This window comes from Saccharopolyspora sp. NPDC045839 (assembly GCF_056431645.1).
Genome location: NZ_JBWKKH010000012.1, coordinates 21,406 through 40,124, shown reverse-complemented (window position 1 = coordinate 40,124; position 18,719 = coordinate 21,406). Strand labels below are relative to the sequence as shown.

Here is an 18,719-nt window from a genome sequence, read left to right as displayed (position 1 = left end):
GTACATCTGGGGTAGTCCGATTCCCCGCAGGTCGAGAACGGAGAATTCTGCCGGAGGTGGGGAGCGGGAGTATCTGCTACGATCGCCCGGTTTCCTTGCGCGTATTTCTTGTGGCCCCGTTGCTTGCATGTGAAGCGGCGATCAATGGCACCATTTTCTCTAAACAATAATTGCGCGGAGCGGCATGCTGTCATGTCGTCGGCGGGATAGTCCTTGGCGTCGGTATTCGTGGGGTAGGTCGGCGCCGGGTGCAACTCGGAATTAATGGGTCTTCCTTTGGAGGCTTTCCCGATGATCGTCCCCTCACCAAGGTATGCCGAACGGATAACCGGCGCTCAAGCCCTGCTCCGAAGCCTGGAACTAGTCGGGACGGAGGTGATCTTTGGCTTGCCCGGGGGCGCGATCCTGCCGGCGTATGATGCGCTGGTCGATTCGAAGACGCTGCGGCACGTATTGGTACGGCACGAGCAATGCGCCGGCCACGCGGCGAGGGGATACGCCCAGGCGACCGGGAGGGTTGGGGTTTGTCTGGTTACCAGCGGTCCCGGCGCGACAAATCTCGTCACTCCCCTGGCCGACGCGTACCGAGACTCGATCCCGATTGTGGCGATCACCGGCCAAGTGCCCAGCACGGCAATCGGAACGGACGCTTTCCAGGAGATTGACGTCCTGGGGATCACTCTTCCGATTACCAAACACGGGTTCGCAGTCACCGACGCCGAACAGATCCCTGCTGCGATCGCGGGCGCATTTCGGATTGCCACGGCTGGCAGGCCCGGGCCGGTGGTCGTTGACGTGTGCAAGGATGCCTTGCTCGCCGCCACTCCCTTCCCCGGACTACTAGGGCCTGCGCCTCAGACGCCGACCATGTATGACGAGGAGTTGCTGCGTAGCGCCTTAAAGCTGTTGAGTTCGGCATCGCGGCCGGTGCTCTACGTAGGCGGTGGTGCCGTTCTCGGAGAAACCGCTCCGGAGCTGTTGCGCTTTGCAGAGCACGCCGGGATACCTGTGGTGACCACACTCATGGGACTCGGCGTCTTCCCGGACAGCCATCCATTGCACATGGGCATGCCGGGTATGCACGGATCAGTGGCCGCGGTCGGCGCTCTGCAACAGGCTGACTTGCTCATCGCGGTCGGCGTTCGCTTCGACGACCGAGTGACCGGACAACTGTCCACGTTCGCCCCCGGGGCACAGGTCATCCACATCGACATCGACGCCACCGAGGTTTCTCGTGTCCGGCACGCCGATGTGCCCCTGGTCGGCGATTGCAAGGAGGTCCTCGGCGACCTCCACCGGCTAAGCGCTGCAGAGGATCTCCGCTACGACTTCACGGCCTGGACCAGGATCTTGCAGGGGTATCGGAAAACCTATCGCCCGGCCTGCGAACAGCCGGCGGAGGGCCTGTCCGCCCCTCGTGTGCTACGCCGGTTGAGCGAACTGGCCGCGCCGGAGGCGATCTACGTGACCGGGGTTGGCCAGCATCAGATGTGGGCTGCGCAGTGCATCGGCTTCGAACGTCCGCGCTCGCTGATCACCTCGGGCGGGCTTGGCACGATGGGAGTGGCGGTGCCTGCCGCCATGGGCGCGAAAATGGCTCTGCCCGAGCGCGAGGTCTGGGCGATCGACGGCGACGGCTGCTTCCAGATGACGCATCAGGAGCTCGCCACGTGCGTGGCCGAACGAATCCCCATCAAGATCGCTGTGATCAACAACGGTAGTTATGGCATGGTCCGGCAGTGGCAGAACCTTTTTTACGACGAGCGGTACTCGCAGTCTGAATTGAACACCGTTGGGGCGGCGCCGGATTTCGTGCGGCTCGCCGAAGCATATGGATGCGTCGGTCTGCGATGCACGAAGGCCGATGAAATCGACGACGTGGTTCGGCGTGCTCTGGAAATCACCGAAACTCCAGTGGTCATCGATTTCCAGGTGCCGGCCGATGAGATGGTGTGGCCGATGATCGGGCCAGGCGTAAGCAACGATGATATCGCCATCGCCCGGGGCATGTCACCACGCTGGGATACGAGCATCGTTCGCGAGGAAATCATCGCGAGAAACGCGAGTAAAAAGTTGGCCTGCGCCTCGCCTCGAGCAGTTTTCTTGGTTACGCGGGACACCCCTTACGTAGTACCGCGCGTTACGGCCACAGTGCGCCGGTGCGGCCTCACCATAAACCGGATGTCGATGGAAAGCCGCAGCGGGCGGCAATACTTGGAACTGTTCTTGGAATCTCCCGGGGACCGCGGCGAATCCCTGGTGGACAGTCTCCGGAACCTGGCAGACGTTCTCGAATGCAAGGCTGTAGAAGAGGAGGAAAGTCATGAGTACGAGCGGCTTGACCACGACGCAATCGGGTAGCCAAGAAACTGCTAAGTTGCCACGTCCGCGGCGCGTAACCATGCAAGCCCTGACGCTTGTGGCGCACAACGAGGTCGCGTTGGCAGAACGGCCGGTACCGGAACCAGGTCCGCGCGATGTGGTAGTGCGAACCACCGCATCGATGATGTGCGCGAGCGACGTACACAATCTAAGCGGAGCAATGGCTGTGCCAGTGGGCCGGGTCCTTGGGCACGAAAGTGTGGGGATCGTGAGCCGCGTTGGGGACGCGGTGACACGAGTACGCGAAGGCGAACGGGTGGCGGTTACCTCAGTCACGCCGTGTGGGTGCTGTGATTTCTGCCAGAGCGGAGCGCCACAGCAGTGCGGCGGTGGGGTTGGTGGCTATAAGTTCACCACACAACAGGACGGAAGTTTGGCCGAATATTTCGTCGTGCCGGACGCCGATTTCAACGTCGCCAGGATCCCCGACGAGCTGACCGACGAGCAGGCGTTGTACGCGACCGACTCCATGAGCACGGGGCTCGCCGCAGCCGAACAGGCCAACATCCCTCTTGGCGGTACCGTTGCGGTGTTCGCTCAAGGCGCGGTCGGTCTCTCCGTCACGGCAGGAGCCCGCTTGCTCGGCGCCGGCACAGTCATAACCACTGCGACTCGCCCGCTCAATGCCCGCCTGTCCGCGCAGTTCGGCAGCGATCTAGTCATCAACCCGCGCCACGAGGATGCGATCAACAAGATCCGGGACGTCGTCGGCCAGCACGGGGTCGATTGCGCCATCGAGGCACTCGGCACCCATGAGACATTCGAACAGGCCGTTCGCGCAACGAAAGCCGGAGGCACGGTGGTCAATGCCGGCTACCACGGCTGGCAAGCCACCGGGCCGCTGCCGATTCCACTGGTGTCCTTCGGTTTCGGCATGGGTGGCAAGACAATCCGAGCGATGCTCTGCCCTGGCGGCTCCGAGCGTCTTCAGCGGTTGTTCCGGCTCATGGTCAACAAGCGCATCGACCCCACACCGATGACTACGCACCGCTTCGGCTTCGGAGACGCGGCGAAAGCTTTCGACCTTCTCGCTTCACGCGCTGACGGAATTATCAAGCCGCTCATCACGTACTGAGGGACGACATGACACAGACTGCAGGCATTCTCGGCGCTGGCTATTCGGTCCCGAACGGGGTCCGACGCAACGACGACCCGGCATATGCTTCGCTGAATCAGAACCGCAATGCCCAGGGCGTGATCGAGGCGGCCGTCTTCCGCGGCCTCGATCGCCGCCGAGTGCTCGCCAAGGGCGAACGCATTGAAGACCATGTCGTCAAAGCCGCCGATCTCGCGCTGGGCAAAGCAGGGCTCGAGCCCGTCGACATCGACCGGTTGTACGGCTACATTACCGTGCCGGAATACCTCACCCCCAACAGCCTCTACCACGTGCACCACCTGCTCGGGCTTCCCTCTGAAGTCATGGTCGTACCGATCAACAGCGAGTACAGCAACTTCCTGCTCGGGGTCGTGCACGCAGCCGAGGCGGTAGAAGCCGGCCGGGCCCGCAACTCGCTGGTCGCCTGCGGCGCCAACTGGACCGGACACATGGACTACACCAAAGGCCACGCGGTCAGCATCGGCGACGCGGCCGGTGCGGCGGTGGTCGGTCCTTCCGATCGATTCGTGGTCGTTGACCACTTGACGCAGACCGCAAGCAGCCAATACCACGGCCTGACTATGACCATGAGAACGTTGCACCTCAACGGACTCACGCTGCTCCCCGCCGATCCGGTCACCGGGCTGCCGACCCCGACCTACGACATGACGCAGACCGGGATCGAGGATCTCGGCGGGCTGGTCAAGGACGCCGTTGCAGTAGTGGCACAGGACCTGCTCAAACGCAATGACGTGGACCCGAACCAGGTAACCCTGATGACCCACCAGGGTTCCCGGATCCTGATGGACCACTGGAATGAGCGCATCAAACCCCGGGAATACCTGGACACCCTCGCAGAGCACGGCAATATGACCGTGGCCACCTACCCGGTCAATCTTGCGTACTACCTCGACGAGATCACCACCGAGTACACGCTGATCGTGGCAGTCGCATGCGGTCTACATGTGACAGCGTTGCTGCTGCGCAACTGAGCTACTGCCTCGTCCGGCAACGTGCATGGTGAGCGGGGCGCAGCAATGTGTCCCGCTCACTCAACGAACGCGAGTTTCCCCTGCGCCGGTCTGTTTCCCGGCGCTGCCTACCTCGGCTCCCCGCAGGCGTGCAGGCTGCCGCCCGTGCTGGGCAGGAGTGTCCCGAGCGGATACAGCCCCACGGCCTGCAGATCCAGCCCAGCCCGTTCGGCGACTGTCCGCGCCGTGGAAAGAATCCGGGACTCGGCCGGATCCTCCACGCATATCAGCAATCGCCCAGATCGTCCGTGCAGCTCTGGGCAACCGGCTCGCAGCACTTGCACCACATAGGCCAACCGGACCAGCTCGGCGTAACTGGTGACCTGCTCGGTCGGAGCGATGCGGCGCCAGACCGGATCGACGTCGGCTAGAAACCGCAGTGCCTGTTGGGGCGTGGTTCCTGGCAACCGGCCGCGGGCAATGTCCGCAATACCGGCCAGCCCCTCGACGACGACAGCGTGCAGGCCCTCGGCGAGACAGCGCCGCACACCAACTCGTGAACCTGGGCGTTGCGCTGACACACCAAATCCTGCCAGTAGTGCCACAATTCCGGTGCCAGCATCGGTGTACCCCGCTCGTCCAGCAAGGCGGCCAAGTAGTGCAGGTGGGGTATGTCCCAGTCCATTGTGGGAGGCACTCGTATCGCCGCCCACCGCGCCAACGCGCCCGCGAGTCCGGCCAGTGCCGCTGAGGTCGTGGTCTCATAGGCGGAGAGCTCCGCTTGGGCCCGCAGAGCGTGTGGCGAGAAGGACTCGGGGAGAACGGAAGGCGTCTGACATCACCACCGAGCCGCGATGCCATCGCGTGTCGTCCCTGAAAGAACGTGCGCTACCAACACAGGTCTTACGAAAGATGCTTGGCCCGCTTGACAAATTGGCACATGGCGAGCAAAAAGACAATTATATATGAATTTTCAGTCAATCCGATACGACGAGCAGGGTGATTTCTGGGACATGGTAGATGCGGGCGCATAATCGGGGACATCTTTATCACTTCTTCAGCAGTGTCGCGTCGAGCACTATCCGCAAGGTCGCGGCCAGCCCGGGTAGGTCGGCTCCGCCGATGATGGTGAAGTGGTTGCCGGGCACCTCGTGCACGCGCAACCGCGCCATCGGCACCGACGCCCAGCCGTTGCGGGGAGAGCCCACCGGCATCGCGGATCCGAACACTGGCGGAAAGGGTCTGCGATCGCGGTGCATCGCGCCGGCTCTCCCTGCGGCTGCTGTCGGCAGCTGGAGCTGCGAAGTGGCTGCGCGCGAGTTTCCGGGCATAGCCCACGTTGGTCTCGATCAACTCAAACCCCAGGAGACTCCCGACGTGATAGGTCCGTCTGTCTCCTTGCATGCGCTCAAGACGATCGAGAATTCCGTCCGCGAGGTCTTCAGCGCCGAAGTGCGGCATGAATGGCCAGCGGCGGGTGATCAGCACTTCGGTGACTTGGCCGCCCATCGCGGCCACATCGTCACGCAGCTGCCGAACGATGTCTGCGGTCTCCAAGCCATGCGCGCCGTAGGAGTAGCAGGTGTAGACGTTGGTGTCGGAATACCGGTTGTGATAGGCCACGCAGTGGCCAGGTGGCGGTGCCTCGCCCTCGGAACGGACGAGATACATGCCGCCTCTGGGAAGTCCGGAGATCCGGCAAAGCACGGTGTAGTAGTCGATCGTGCGAATCCTCGCCGCGATGTCCCGTTCATCGGCAGTGGCGTCGAGCACGTCGACGACATCGTCGAGAGGAACGGACAGAACGAGCGAATCCGCCAGCACAGCACCGGAGTCAGTGTGGACGACGACGCCGCTGGATGTCCGTTCGATCGATGTGATGTGCGTACCGGTGCGCACATCGGTGAGACTGCCGGCAACGCGCTGCCACAGCTGTCCGAAACCACCGGAGATCGTGAAGGTTCCGGCATGCCCGGTGGATCGCGGGCCGACGGACACCAGGCCGGTCATCTCGGCATGCTTGACGAAATACAGTGCGGGTACATCGTCGTGCGGATAGCCGTATCCCGAGGCGGTGTAGCCGGATCCGAGCGAATCCGTCATGGCGAAGAGATCGTTGCCGACCACCCATTTCGATATCGGTTGAGCCAACGACCCAGCAGAGTGCGCCAGCCCGGCGGCCCCGATGTCTGAAAAGGTCTGTTCCCGCAATCGCGAGTACCGCGAGAACTCCGATCTCCGGAAGAACGCCGCACTCGGAGAGCGACGAATCCACCGGTCGGCGTCGTACTCGTAGACCGCTGTGGTTTCCACGGTGTCGACACCGAACTCGGCCGCCAGTTCGGCCAACTCCTCGTAGCGCGGTGCGCAGATGTGGGCGCCCAGATCGTAGGCACGTCCGTCGACGTCGACCGAAACGGACTTGCCACCGACGACCGGCTCGCGTTCCAACACTACGACGGTGTGCCCGAGGTGTTCCAGCTCGTGCGCGACGGTCAGACCGCTCGGACCCGCACCAACGACACAGACTGTCGAGGTGGGGCGCACCCCTGACGCAGATGCTTGATCACAGGTGCCCCTCAATTTCCGGAGCAATGCGGTGAAGTCGGCATCGACGTCGTGTAGTCGCGGATCATCCGGTCCGGTGGAGATCCGCAGCCCCGGAAATAGCGGATCACTGCTCATCGGGTTGCTCCCCTGCTCGCTGGAGGTGCTGCGCGCGGCACGCGGCGCGCCGCACCTTGCCGCTGGTCGTCTTGAGCACCAGTCCCGGAGCACCTACGACCACCTCGTCGCACGCGATCCCGTGGGAATCCCTGATCGTGCGGCGAACCACCCGGGTGACCTCCCGGGCAGTGTCGGCGGAAGGCTCGCCATCCACCGTCTCGACGAAGACGATCAGCCGTTCGCTCTGGGCGGATCCCTGTGAGGGAACCGAGAATGCGGCGGTCCCGCCCGGGCGGATCAGAGGATGACACCGGTGAACGGATTCCTCGATGGCCTGCGGGTAGTAGTTGTCGCCCCGGATGGTGATCAGTTCCTTGAGCCGACCGGTGACGAACAATTCCCCGTTGTGCAGGAAACCGAGATCACCCGTCCGCAGATACTCACGGGGGTCGCCGTCGGAAACGCGAGCGCGAAAAGTCTCACGGGTCTCGTCCGCCGAGCCCCAGTACCCGAGGGCTTTGGTGGGCGAGTCGACCCAGATCTCCCCCACCTGCCCTGGATCACATGGCTTGTGGGTGTCGGGATCGACGATGCGGACGCGGGCATCTTCCTTGGTGACCCAACCGCTGCCATAGAGACCGACCGCATCCCGCGCGGACCCGGCCTCCACCGGCCGCACGCGGCCCTTCTCCAGCTCCCGCTTGTCCACCCACATCGGTCCACCGCTGCCCACGCTCAGGCTCAATGTGTGCTCGGCCATGCCGTAACCGGGGTGGAACACCGCGGGCTTCAGACCGCGCAGTATGAAAGCGTTCCAGAACCGCTCCATGGTCTGTGGCAGCACCATTTCGCCTGAGGAACCGAGAATTCGCACGGCGCTGAGGTCCCATTCGGCCCGCTGCTCCAAGGTCGTCTTGCGGACCATCAGGTCGTAGGCGAAGTTCGGCGCCGACGTGTGCGTGGCGCGCACCCGGGACATGACGTCGAACCACACCGAGGGCCGCTGCAGAAAGCTCAGGGGCGACATCACGTAGGTCCGCCCGGAGTGCCCCACGATGGTGTTCAGCAGGAAGCTGATCAATCCGAGGTCGTGGAAGTGCGGTGCCCAGGTGACCGCGACCGTGTCGTCACCGAGCCCCAGGTCCGCGGCCAGGAACAGCAACTCGTGGTAGATGTTGCGATGGCTGACGATCACGCCTTTCTGGAAGCCCGTCGAGCCGGACGTGTACTGCAGGAATGCCGGCTCATCAGGATCTGCGGGGGCGTACCAACGCCGCAGGTCGACCACGTCCACCTCGCCACCATCGCGTGAATCGGTGGCCAGCCAAGGAATCTCGGGTAGTTTGGGCGCCTCGGGCGGGAGCGGGCGCGCTCTTATCGCAGCCTCGATCGCCCCCTGATAGGCATCGTGGGTCAGCACCACACGCGCACCGGAGCTGACGGCAATGGCCGCCAAAGCCCCGGTGTCGGTCGCGAGCCTGAACGGATTCGGCGCGGCGACCGGAACTGGGATCACGCCGCAGGCAAGACATCCAAGGAACGCGCTGACGAAATCCAGGGAAGGCAGGTAGACCAGCAGGGCCCGGTCGCCACGCCGGACGTCCCGCTCTTCCAGCAGAGACATGACCCGGTGCGCGTCCTGGGCCAGGCGATGCACTGTCATCGACTCGACATCGCGGCCCTCGTCGTCGACGAAGACGAAAAGCTCGCGGTGCATGTCGCGCTCATGAAGATCGGCGAACGCCGACAGAATCGTGCCTGCACCGGGGCTCGCGACCGGGCGCGGATCCGGCTCAACGTCCGATTGCACAACGAGCCTCCCTGTCTGCGGTCGCGGCACGCGAACCACTTGATCTGTGCAGCCAACAGCCCAGACAGCACCGCGCGGACGGCCTTGCACCGGACCGGCCGAATCCGACCCGGACGCCGAAAACGTAGGAACCCCGGTACGGTGGACGAAAGGGCGCCATCCTCGAAGTTGCCTGATCGACCCACGTTTCCTGCCCATCCATCCGCCCAACGGCGTGAGGCAAGATGTGCGCAAGCGAGTGCTACTTGTATTCGCCATAGCACACGGAGCCGGCAGCAACCAAGGTGCTCACGGACCGTGCAGCGCGCCCTCGAGAATGTCTGACGGCGGATTCGCAAGAGAATATGTTCATGCCCGCACGGGCAGATCTGTTCGCACCCTGTTGCAGAGCCGAGTCTCTCCGGCATAGCTTCACCACGCAATTTCCATGCGACCGCAGCAATAGTGAATTCGGCGCAGAGACACCTGAACCGGAGAAAATATGCCCTTCGCGAACACCCTCAAGCGAGCAAGTTCTTCCGCCATCGCTGTCGGTGTCCTGGCATCGGCCACCATGCTGGCTGCCACGACGCCCGCCTCAGCCGCCACCGGTCAGCTTACCGTGTGCTCGCGGGGCGACTACGCGTCCTACGTGGAGTTTCCTGCGCGAGGCGGTTGGACCACGAATATCGTGCACCGTGGTCAGTGCCAGAAGTTCACTCGCCTTGGGTCCAGCACCGCCGCGGAGCCGATCAACGTCTACGGCATGCACAGCCCGTCCACGTTCTGGGTCCAGAGCGGCAAGTTCCGTCCGAGCCGAGGCGGAAACGTCATCACGTACGGTTCCTCGGCCCACGCATGGGCGTCGATGCCGCAGATCTGACCAATAGTCTTAACCAATCCTGAGACCGGCCCGAAGGTCTCCGCTCGGTGAAATCCGCCAAGTCCTGCTCTGTCGGTAAATCACGCTGACGAATCAGAATGCCGCTGCGCGATTCGGTCGCGCAGCGGCATTCTGTTTCAAGGTTTCAAGCTCAGCACCGGATAATGCGTTGGCGACCCACACCGTGGTGGGGTTGTAACGACCTTCTAGCCTGCTCAGATCTGCATGAGCACGCCGGAATCAACTACCCATTCCGCGCCTGTAACTTGGCTTGCCAATGGGGAGACAAGGTAGGCGATCACGCGAGCGACGTCCTCTGGTTCACTGACTCGTTTCGTCAGTTGCGGGCGAACCGCAGTGGCCATGTAGTCGACGATGCCAGCAAATTCGATCCCGCGGAGCTTCGCCACTTTCTCCCCGAAACCGCCGGGACGGTCATAGATTGCCGTCCTGGTCAGTCCAGGAGTGACCACGTTTGATCTGACTCCCTTGCCGGTGAACTCGGCAGCCAAGGTTTTTGACAGGGACAACAGCGCCAGCTTGGCCGCCGCGTAGTCGGGATTCAGCATTGTGCCTAAATGGGCAGAAGAGCTGGAGATATTGACGATCGCACTGTCGCCAGATTCGAGGAGTGCCGGTAGTGCGGCTTTGCTCATGCGCCGCGCGGCATGGAAGTTCAAGTCGAACATGTCGAGCCATTGTTCCTCGGTGATGTCGAGGAAGCCACTTCGGAGATCCAACCCACCCGCGTTGTTGACCAGTCCATCGAGGCGGCCGTGGCGTTCCAGCACTGTCTCGACGATGCGATCACCTGCTTGCGGGTCGGTCACATCGGCGATGACGTGATCGATCTGTCGATCTGGGTCGCTAGGCCCCAGATTGCGGCTCACGCCAACTACGGTGGCTCCTTCCGCTGCGAGTAGCTCGGCAGTTGCCCGTCCGATGCCGACAGATGCCCCGGTGACGAGTACCACTCGATCCTTCAGTTCAAGGTCCATTTGCCTGCTCTCAAGATGTGACGAGATAAGAACGTGGTGGATGGTTCCGCGAGAACTGATTCGGCACCGACCTGGTACTCACGCGGCCGCAGTGCCTCCGTGATCAGATATCAGCTGGGTCGACATGCCGGTCTCCCTCACGCAGGGAATCGCGGGTTGGGCAGATCTGTCGCTGGAGGTCGCTGCCCCCAGGCCGCGACGCTCGCGATGCACAGGTCATCGAACGAGGAGCTCTCGACCTGGTCGGCGAACTCCGCAAGCTCGACTGCGGTGATCCCGAAGTATGTATTCAGGTCGGCCGCGATGTGCTCGGCAGTCAGCCGCCACGCACGGCCCATCGGGGTGGCCCCAACCCCGTGGCTCGAGGCATGGACACCAGTGTTGACCAGCCCGTTCGCGCGCAACTGGGCCGGGAACGCTCGCGACCATTCGTAGTCGCTTCCCATTCGCTTGGTGGCGATCGACAGCACCGCCTTACTGACCTTGCGGTACAACGCATTCGGCGATGAGTCGAACGGGAACGGTCCGGTGTCCTCCAGGAGGAGCCAGCCACCTGGGGCCAGCGAGCGGACCACCTTGGCGAGCACGGCGTCACGGTCGGCGAGGTGCTCGAACACGAACCTGGAGCAAATCAGATCGAAGGCGCCCTCGGGGAGATCATCGACAGTCACATCATGCGCGATAATCTGCAAATTTGAGGGACACTCTTCGTCTGAAATCAGGCTGGTGTCGAGATCGGTGGCAACGACACGGCCGCGAGGGCATTGGGCTGCCAGCCAGTTGGCTATCGTACCGACGCCGGCTCCGATCTCCAAACAGTTCCAGTCGGGCTGGATACCGAGCCTCTCGAGCCGATGGATGGTGTCAGAGTCAAACGCCGCCGCTAACGCAGTCAACCGTTCCGCCTCCGCGGCATGGCCGTGCGTGAAGAGAACCTGCCCGTAAGGAATCGCACTCGAGACCACACTAGAACCTTTCTACGATTCAACCAACTAAAGAGAAACCGAACTTTTCAGAGTTCCGAATACTCGGCCCGGCCCCACCTTTTCCGACAATTGGCCAGTTGCGGAGGTTCGTCGAGAAACACGGTCGGCAGCTTAAATTTTCCGGCCCTCAGCAGTACATCAAAACTCGGCGAACGGGGGAAAAAGTGCAGGCTGGTTTGCCCGTTTGACTCGAGCCGTGTCCGTGTTCGGATTGGGCCACGTAGCGTGACCAGAAGCTGGCGTCATGGCACCGTTGATACCTGAGCTCCGAGCGATCAGCAGCTTCTCGCTGTTGCGCACCCGCTCGGCACGGGCCGTCCACGACGGCGTGGATGATCAACTTACTGGATTCCGTCCGGATACCTGGCAACCGGCCGATCGCACAGCTGGGATGCGCGGCGATCAACCGCGCGCACGATTTCTGTTCCGCCCAAGCGACCGCGAACGCACTGGCGCGCACCGCGTAGGCCACGGCATGCTGCCGGTTGCGCAACTTCAGCCAGTCGGCCATCCCGTAGATGACGTTCTTCACTGTTCGCTCTGAGCAGAGAGCACGGCGGCAATGTCGGCAGAATCCCAGCCAATGGAAACCCGCCAACGTACGCCATCGCAGGGCGGTACCCGTGCGCCCGCGGAACTCGGCCCGGCACTGGGGACGAGTGCAATCTTGGTGAGTCATGCGGGCAACGCACAACTCACGTCGTGGCCAGTGCTGGCCGGGGCGAGTAGCTTTGTGCTGCGGGCACAGGGATCGACCATTTCGGGAACGACATGCTCCGCCACCCTCCGGTCCAGGCGGCGCGTCTCCCGGCCGTTCGCTGTCGACGCACAAATTCGTAATCGCGCGCCACGGAGTATCTGCCCCTGACGCACGCAAGGGAGAACGACATGTCTGTCATGGACCCGGGCGTCATCGCCCCCGAATCCCCGCAGAGCTTCAGCAGCGCCCTCGACCAGGTGCTCTTCCACATGGGCTCGGCCCTGAACGACGAGCAGGCGAACAAAGTGGCCGGCTACCTGGAAGGTGGAAGGGCGTTGCCTGCGGCGGAAGCGCTGGCGTCCATCGCTGCGGCCAAGCAGCGAATGGTCTCACGTGAAGACCGCAGCATCCTTCGGACAGTCATCGAAACCTACAACGGCGATCTCACCCACATCAGCCGCCTGGAGTCACAAGCTGTCACCGATACCCCGACGGTCTCGATCAAAGCCCCCCGTTTTCTCGGTCTGGCTTGATCCGGCCAACAAGCACAAATGAATCTCCGCGCGAGGGGGGCAGGAAATCCTGCCCCCCTCGACTAGTGCGCGAATCACTCCGCGGTACGCACCACGAATGCGCCGTGCGGCGTCGGTCCTTACCGACACCGCACGGCGCGAGGGTGAATACCGGTCGGTTACAGGTCGTTTGGGAGCAGCCGGTTCAACGCCTCGTCGACACTCATCCACCGGTGTTCGTCGCCGGGTTCGACGATGTCATAGGTGTCGTCCAAGAATTGCGCCAGCTTCTCAGCGGGCGTTTCGAAGGTGGCTTCTCCCGACGGTGAGCGCAACGTGATCAAGACGAGCTCGGGCTTGTCCGGACAAGGGCCGATGCGCATGTCACCTTCCCCGCTGTCGGCGACCAGCCCGTCGGCGAGCAGGTCGCGGGCGACTTCCCAGCGAACCTCGCGACTCCGCCCCGCGTTGAAGATCATGACCACCGCATACGGGTCGCGGGTTTCGTACCGCAGTTCCACCCGAACCTGGGCGCTCACCCCTGGCAGCGTGGCCAGGCTGAAGACAGTGGCGAAGCGGATGATCGTCCGGTGGTTCTTGGCCATCATGCTGCACTCCTTCAAGCTTGACTCCCCCACGAAATGCAGCATGGCCAACCCGGATTCACGCCTTCTTCACGACATCTTCAGACTCCGGTGACACCTGGGCTGCTCCGCTCGGCAGGCGCTCAACCAGGCCAAGAGCGCCCCGAAGAAGATCCTTTTTGACCGATTGATCGATCCAGGCGATCCAGTACCGGAAACCGGAGCCCGATGGTAACCCCTTACGCGTGTACAAACAGGCAGTCCTTCGGGCAATCAGCCGCCGTGGGCACAATGTGGTTCCCGAAGGTGCAAATATTGCGGAGAGAGACGCTATCTTTTGCGACTGTGGAAATAGGGGTGGCGATGCCCGCGAGCGCGAACGGACCGCTTAGGGTCGCGTTGCTTGGACCGTTGCGTGTGTGGCTCGGACAGGACGAGATCTCGCTTGGTCCGCCACGCCAACGAGCCGTGTTCGCAGTGCTGGCGCTGCAGGCCCAACACGTCGTGCCCCGGCACGAAATCATCAACGCCCTTTGGGGGGATCGCCCGCCGGCCAGCGCCGAAGGCAGCGTCTACACCTACATTTCGGGACTGCGCCGCAGCCTGGAACCGCAGCGCTCCCGCCGGTCCAACGACGGCGTCCTGATCTCGCATTCCGCCGGTTACACGCTTCGGCTGCCGACTGAGAACCTGGACGTCAAGGTGTTCGACCGGTTGCGCGAGCAGGGGCGGCAGCAGCTCGCCTCCGGTGACCACGAGGGCGCGGTCGAGTCCCTGAACGCCGCATTGGGTTTGTGGCAAGGGGAGGCTCTCGCTGGTATTCCGGGACCGTTCGCCCAGCTGCAGCGCGAGCGACTCGCCGAGTTACGCCTCATGACCATCGAACACCGCTCGACAGCGATGCTCGTGCATGGCAGCCACGTCGAGCTGGCGGCCGAACTTGCCGGTCTGGTCCGCGAATTCCCGTTGCGTGAGTCCCTGCGCGTGCTGCTGATGACCGCCTTGTACCGCAGTGGCAGATCGGCGGAGGCGTTAGAGGTCTTCCGCGAGGCCCGCCGGGCGTTGGTCGAAGAGCTCGGCATCGAACCCGGGCCTGAGCTGAGTCGAGTGCATGAACAGATCCTGGCCAACGATCCTGACTTGGACCCGACACCGGCGAGGACATCGCTGGTTCGCCACACCACGCCACTCTCGATCGTTCCCGCCTACGTCAACCGGGCACTGCAGCAAAGCGACAAGAGGCGTTACGTCGGACGCCTGGCTGAAAGCACGCGCCTGCAGGAACTGGTCGCGGAAGTGCTGGCCGGCCGCGGCCGTTCGGTGTGGATCGAGGGCGAACCCGGTATCGGCAAGTCGGAGCTGCTCACGGTCGCCCTCGCCGATGCCGGCCGTCTCGGCTGCCAACTCGCCTGGGCGGTCGCCGACGAACTGAGTCAGCGTTTCCCGCTGCAGGTCATGGCGGAATGCCTCGGCATCGATACGAAAGCACCCGACCCGCGACGGGCGAAGCTGGCCGCCACCCTGCACGGTGAGCGCTCCACGGAGCCGGTGGATCAGCTGCTGGAACTCGTCGACGAGCTGTGTGCCATCTCGCCGCTGATCCTGGTCATCGACGACCTGCAGTGGGCGGACGAAGCCAGCGTGCTGGTGTGGCACCGGCTTTGCGCGGCAACGCGCCAGTTACCGTTGCTGCTCGTGGCCGCAACACGCCCGGCACCCGACAGGGTCGAGCTGCGGCAGCTGCGCCGCGCTGTCGAGTCGCGCGACGGTGAGGTCTTCCTCCTCGAACCGCTGACCGATCTGGAGACCATCCAGCTGCTTCGCGAGATCGTCGGGGCCAAACCAGGGCCAGTGCTGCGGGAAATCGCAGGGCGCGCGGCGGGCAACCCGCTGTATGTGCAGGAAATCACCGGCACACTGCTCCGCTCTGAGGCGGTAGCGATCACCAATGGCACCGCAGACGTTCCCGCCTCGTCGATCTCGCAGGCCCCTCGGTCTTTGGTCGCCGCGATCGGCAAACGACTGGAGTTCCTCTCCTCGCCAACCCGGGAAGTGCTTCGCTGGGGCGCGCTGCTCGGCTTGGAGTTCTCCTGCACCGAAGTCGCCGCCGCCATGGGTAGACAAGCGTTCGAGCTGCTGGACGCCTTCGAAGAGGCCGTCTCCGCCGACGTTCTGGTCGATGCCGAAGTCCAGATGGCATTCCGCCACCCGTTGCTGCGCCAGGCGCTCTACGACGGAATCCCGAAGGCCGCCCGGGGCGCACTGCACCGGCAGGCGGCGGAAAAACTGGCCCAGGTCGGCGCACGGGTGGAGCAGGTCGCCGAGCATCTTCTCGCAGCGTCGACCGCCAACGACCGCTGGGTACTGGAATGGCTGGCGGAGCATCACGTCGCGGTGTCCAACCGTGCCCCGCTGATCGCCATCGACCTTTTCGCACGCGCGCTGGAAACCTGCCCGGTCGGTGACCCCAACCGGGAAGTGCTGCTCGCCGCGCTCGTGAAGGTACTGTTCCGGGCGGGACGCGACACGGAAAACAAAGCACGCCAGGCCCTCGCGATCGCCACCGACCCGTACCGGTCGGCGGAGATGCGGCAGCTGCTGGTCGCGACGCTGTACCGCAAGGGCGAGTTGGCCGCTGCTCTCGACACGCTGGGCAACGCGGCCGACGATCCAGCAGTACCGGAGATCTGGCGCAGTAGACACAGGTCGCTGGCAGCGAACTTCCAGCGCGGCGACCTCAGCGATCTCGATGCCACTCAGAAAAGCGCCGACAAGGCCTACGCGCAGGCAGTGACCACCGGCGAGCCCTACCCCATCGCGCACGCATTGCAGACCATGTGGTTGGTCGAGACGGTGCAGCGGGATCACGTACGCGCGCTCGAACACGTCGACAAGGCTCTCGACGTGGTCGGGGATGATCCCGAATTCTCCGAGTTCCGCTTCGACCTGCTCGACAACCGCACGTTCACGCTGCAGAACCTGGATCGCCTCGACGAGGCGGAAACGACGATGCTCGAGGCCCGCCAGATCGCGGCCCAGCACCTTCCGTCCAGTGGCCTCCAAGTTGCCGAGGCGGTCCACTACTTCTGGGTAGGCCGCTGGGACGACGCCATGCTCCAGTTGCAGACCTTGACCGAGGACGGCCCCGCGATCTCCTTCTACGGATTGCGCGAGCCCGGCCCAGCGGCGCTGCTTTCGCACGGCGTCAGCGCGTTGATCGCCGGGCAGCGGGAAGACGGCAAGACAGCCGCCCGCCATCTGGACGCGGCCGAGGAGTACGCGCCATCCAGCGGCGCGGAGCGCGAGAATGTTGACTTCTTGCTGATCGCCCGGGCGTTGGCGGCCGAACAGCGCGGCGAGCCGGAGAAGTCACTGTCGATTATGGACCCGATCCTGAATCCCGGATTCGCCCCGCTGATGCTGCGCCACCAGTGGTTGCCGATCATGGTCCGGTTGGCGGTCGAACTCGGCGATCTCGATCTGGCAAACCAGGCGTTGGCCGTGTGCCGGGACGAAGCCGCCAAGGAAACCCGGCCGGCCCGGGCATTCGCGGCAGCGGCCCGATGCGAGGGACTCATCGCTGGTGACCCCGAACCGGTCATGGCGGCGGGGCGGCACTACCGGGAAGTGGGGCGCGTGGTCGAACTGGCCGGGGCTTTGGAGGATGCTGCTTTGCTGCTGGCGCAACGGAATCTGCTCACGGAAGCGCAGTGCGCACTCGACGAGGCGATCCAGCACTTCGCCGGGCTGTCCGCCCGCTGGGACATCCGCCGCGCCGAGTCACGACTCCGCGGGTTCGGGATCCGCCCGAGCCCGGACATCTCGGTCGTCCATCCCGCCGAAGGCTGGGAGGCGCTGTCCCGCGATGAGGTCCGGATCGCGATTCTCGTGGCCGAAGGCCGTTCCAACCCGGACATCGCGGCCGAACTGGGCCTGCCGAGACGCGTGGTGCAAAGTCACGTTGCCCACATCCTGGGGAAGCTCAACGCGCATTCCCGGGTCGCCATCGTCGACGAGGTCCGCAGGCGCGGACCGGAGAGTCTGCAGGCCGATCACGCGTAGTCGCTCGGGTCGACATCCAGCAGCAGATCGCGGACCGCGGACCGCAACCGTTCGCTCTGCAAGGGAGTGAGGACCGCAGCGGTGCCGTCCGGTGTGGTCAGCACCAGCCGGCGGCCGGTGAATGCGAGTGTGAGTTCGCTGTCACGGCCTTGCTCGTCACTGCAGGGCAGCACACGGCGAGTCGTTCTCGCCGCAAGCGTGTCCCCAATGGACCTCGAGTTCTTCTGCGCCATGGCGTTGCGGCGCCTGCGGTTTTCGCGGCCTGCCGCGGCAGGGACGCAACCGGCCGTTTCCCTGATCCTCACACCCATCAGATCACTCCGGCTCTCATCGCAAAAGCCACCGCGTGCGGCCGGTTGCGCAGGTTCAGGCGATTGGTCACCCCGTAGATGACGTTCTTCACCGTCCGCTCCGAATAACACAGCTTCTCCGCGATCTCCACGGTGTCCAACCCATCGGCCATCAACCGCAGCACGTCAACCTCACGGCTGGTCAGCCCGGCCGCTGTCGAACCCCGCGGCGTCAGCGCTTCACGCTGCAGATGATCGACCTGCTTGAGCAACTCGCCCAGCAGATCCGGCGGCATCACAGCGCCACCCCTGGCCGCGGCCACCACGCTGTTGATCAGCCTCGTCCCGGTCGCGGCGATTCGCGGCAGCACCGCCACCACACGGGCCTCCACCGCACGCAGGACATCGGACGGATCGAGTTCGTTGGTCACCAGCACACAAGGCACCGACACCTGCTGTGCCGACAGGCGCAGATCGGCCAGCACCTGGGCACTCACTCGGTCCGCGGCGAACACGACCACATCGGCTTCGGCCGGACTCGGCACCACGAACAACTCCGCCCGCGACTTCAGACAACTCACCAACCCCGCCAGGGTGATCGGGTCTGCTGCCTGCACGGCCACTCGCACTCGGTCCATCAGGATCTCCCACACGCTCCGTGACGCTGTGACCCCAGTGTGCAAAACCCATCTTCACAAAATCTCTACACCATCTAAAGACCCCAACAACCCGCCCAAAACCCTTGCACCAGACGACAACATCTCCCCCGGCGACCAACCATCCCCGAAACCCGCACCCA

General features: G+C 63.9%; 13 protein-coding genes and 2 pseudogenes. 6 read left to right on the top strand and 9 right to left on the bottom strand.

Going from position 1 to position 18,719, the window contains the following annotated elements; all coding sequences use genetic code 11:
* Positions 1–264: 264 nt before the first annotated feature.
* The 3 genes and pseudogenes from AC07EQ_RS18765 to AC07EQ_RS18755 form a co-directional block, all read left to right on the top strand.
* A pseudogene (locus tag AC07EQ_RS18765) lies at positions 265–2,046 on the top strand (acetolactate synthase large subunit); the annotation flags it as partial.
* A 277-nt stretch (positions 2,047–2,323) separates the two neighbouring features.
* The gene (locus AC07EQ_RS18760; protein WP_363903893.1) at positions 2,324–3,457 is read left to right on the top strand and encodes an alcohol dehydrogenase catalytic domain-containing protein; all 1,134 of its coding nucleotides are present in this window, start codon (positions 2,324–2,326) and stop codon (positions 3,455–3,457) included.
* An 8-nt stretch (positions 3,458–3,465) separates the two neighbouring features.
* Positions 3,466–4,470: a hypothetical protein gene (locus AC07EQ_RS18755; protein WP_478389190.1), complete on the top strand. Its 1,005-nt coding sequence runs from the start codon at positions 3,466–3,468 to the stop codon at positions 4,468–4,470.
* A 107-nt stretch (positions 4,471–4,577) separates the two neighbouring features.
* On the opposite strand, the gene AC07EQ_RS18750 is transcribed toward AC07EQ_RS18755, so the two are convergent.
* The 3 genes from AC07EQ_RS18750 to AC07EQ_RS18740 all read right to left on the bottom strand — a co-directional run bounded on the left by AC07EQ_RS18750 (position 4,578) and on the right by AC07EQ_RS18740 (position 8,926).
* A complete protein-coding gene (locus AC07EQ_RS18750; RefSeq protein ID WP_478389189.1) occupies positions 4,578–4,997 on the bottom strand; it encodes a hypothetical protein in 420 nt (139 codons plus the stop codon).
* Between the two features lie 355 nt (positions 4,998–5,352).
* The gene (locus tag AC07EQ_RS18745; protein ID WP_478389188.1) at positions 5,353–7,134 is read right to left on the bottom strand and encodes a protoporphyrinogen/coproporphyrinogen oxidase; all 1,782 of its coding nucleotides are present in this window, start codon (positions 7,132–7,134) and stop codon (positions 5,353–5,355) included.
* Entirely contained in the window at positions 7,124–8,926 is a 1,803-nt protein-coding gene (locus AC07EQ_RS18740; RefSeq protein WP_478389187.1) for a fatty acyl-AMP ligase, read from the bottom strand. The genes AC07EQ_RS18745 and AC07EQ_RS18740 overlap by 11 nt, the downstream gene beginning before the upstream one ends.
* Before the next feature lie 481 nt (positions 8,927–9,407).
* On the opposite strand from AC07EQ_RS18740, the gene AC07EQ_RS18735 reads away from it, so the two are divergent.
* Positions 9,408–9,788 carry a hypothetical protein gene (locus AC07EQ_RS18735; RefSeq protein WP_478389186.1) on the top strand — a complete coding sequence of 127 codons (381 nt, stop codon included), beginning with the start codon at positions 9,408–9,410 and terminating at the stop codon, positions 9,786–9,788.
* A 215-nt stretch (positions 9,789–10,003) separates the two neighbouring features.
* On the opposite strand, the gene AC07EQ_RS18730 is transcribed toward AC07EQ_RS18735, so the two are convergent.
* The 3 genes and pseudogenes from AC07EQ_RS18730 to AC07EQ_RS18720 all read right to left on the bottom strand — a co-directional run.
* Complete coding sequence (locus tag AC07EQ_RS18730; protein WP_478389185.1) at positions 10,004–10,786, bottom strand: SDR family NAD(P)-dependent oxidoreductase; 783 nt, start codon at positions 10,784–10,786, stop codon at positions 10,004–10,006.
* Between the two features lie 137 nt (positions 10,787–10,923).
* Positions 10,924–11,751, bottom strand: a complete 828-nt coding sequence (locus AC07EQ_RS18725; protein WP_478389184.1) for a class I SAM-dependent methyltransferase — start codon at positions 11,749–11,751, stop codon at positions 10,924–10,926.
* A gap of 472 nt (positions 11,752–12,223) precedes the next feature.
* A pseudogene (locus AC07EQ_RS18720) lies at positions 12,224–12,354 on the bottom strand (LuxR C-terminal-related transcriptional regulator); the annotation flags it as partial.
* A 306-nt stretch (positions 12,355–12,660) separates the two neighbouring features.
* On the opposite strand from AC07EQ_RS18720, the gene AC07EQ_RS18715 reads away from it, so the two are divergent.
* On the top strand, positions 12,661–13,005 hold the full coding sequence (locus AC07EQ_RS18715; RefSeq protein ID WP_478389183.1) for a hypothetical protein: 345 nt from the start codon (positions 12,661–12,663) through the stop codon (positions 13,003–13,005).
* 158 nt (positions 13,006–13,163) lie between these two features.
* Here the strand turns inward: AC07EQ_RS18715 and AC07EQ_RS18710 are convergent, their stop codons facing one another.
* A complete protein-coding gene (locus tag AC07EQ_RS18710) occupies positions 13,164–13,634 on the bottom strand; it encodes an SsgA family sporulation/cell division regulator (protein WP_478389182.1) in 471 nt (156 codons plus the stop codon).
* A 297-nt stretch (positions 13,635–13,931) separates the two neighbouring features.
* Here AC07EQ_RS18710 and AC07EQ_RS18705 point away from each other — a divergent pair, with 297 nt between their 5' ends.
* Positions 13,932–17,630 (top strand): BTAD domain-containing putative transcriptional regulator, encoded by a 3,699-nt coding sequence (locus AC07EQ_RS18705; protein WP_478389359.1) that lies wholly within the window; start codon positions 13,932–13,934, stop codon positions 17,628–17,630.
* Here the strand turns inward: AC07EQ_RS18705 and AC07EQ_RS18700 are convergent.
* Together AC07EQ_RS18700 and AC07EQ_RS18695 are read right to left on the bottom strand one after the other, a co-directional pair.
* Positions 17,621–17,941 (bottom strand): hypothetical protein, encoded by a 321-nt coding sequence (locus tag AC07EQ_RS18700; protein WP_478389181.1) that lies wholly within the window; start codon positions 17,939–17,941, stop codon positions 17,621–17,623. The two genes, AC07EQ_RS18705 and AC07EQ_RS18700, sit on opposite strands and share 10 nt — an antisense overlap.
* On the bottom strand, positions 17,941–18,558 hold the full coding sequence (locus tag AC07EQ_RS18695) for a helix-turn-helix transcriptional regulator (RefSeq protein ID WP_478389180.1): 618 nt from the start codon (positions 18,556–18,558) through the stop codon (positions 17,941–17,943). The genes AC07EQ_RS18700 and AC07EQ_RS18695 overlap by 1 nt, the downstream gene beginning before the upstream one ends.
* Between the last annotated feature and the right edge of the window lie 161 nt (positions 18,559–18,719).

What these genes read in the sequence shown, in the direction of transcription:
- AC07EQ_RS18745 (WP_478389188.1), bottom strand. Translation starts at nt 7,134, where the DNA reads ATGAGCAGTGATCCGCTATTTCCGGGGCTGCGGATCTCCACCGGACCG.
- AC07EQ_RS18710 (WP_478389182.1), bottom strand. Translation starts at nt 13,634, where the DNA reads ATGCTGCATTTCGTGGGGGAGTCAAGCTTGAAGGAGTGCAGCATGATG.
- AC07EQ_RS18730 (WP_478389185.1), bottom strand. Translation starts at nt 10,786, where the DNA reads ATGGACCTTGAACTGAAGGATCGAGTGGTACTCGTCACCGGGGCATCT.
- AC07EQ_RS18700 (WP_478389181.1), bottom strand. Translation starts at nt 17,941, where the DNA reads ATGGGTGTGAGGATCAGGGAAACGGCCGGTTGCGTCCCTGCCGCGGCA.
- AC07EQ_RS18760 (WP_363903893.1), top strand. Translation starts at nt 2,324, where the DNA reads ATGAGTACGAGCGGCTTGACCACGACGCAATCGGGTAGCCAAGAAACT.
- AC07EQ_RS18755 (WP_478389190.1), top strand. Translation starts at nt 3,466, where the DNA reads ATGACACAGACTGCAGGCATTCTCGGCGCTGGCTATTCGGTCCCGAAC.
- AC07EQ_RS18735 (WP_478389186.1), top strand. Translation starts at nt 9,408, where the DNA reads ATGCCCTTCGCGAACACCCTCAAGCGAGCAAGTTCTTCCGCCATCGCT.
- AC07EQ_RS18695 (WP_478389180.1), bottom strand. Translation starts at nt 18,558, where the DNA reads ATGGACCGAGTGCGAGTGGCCGTGCAGGCAGCAGACCCGATCACCCTG.
- AC07EQ_RS18705 (WP_478389359.1), top strand. Translation starts at nt 13,932, where the DNA reads ATGCCCGCGAGCGCGAACGGACCGCTTAGGGTCGCGTTGCTTGGACCG.
- AC07EQ_RS18715 (WP_478389183.1), top strand. Translation starts at nt 12,661, where the DNA reads ATGTCTGTCATGGACCCGGGCGTCATCGCCCCCGAATCCCCGCAGAGC.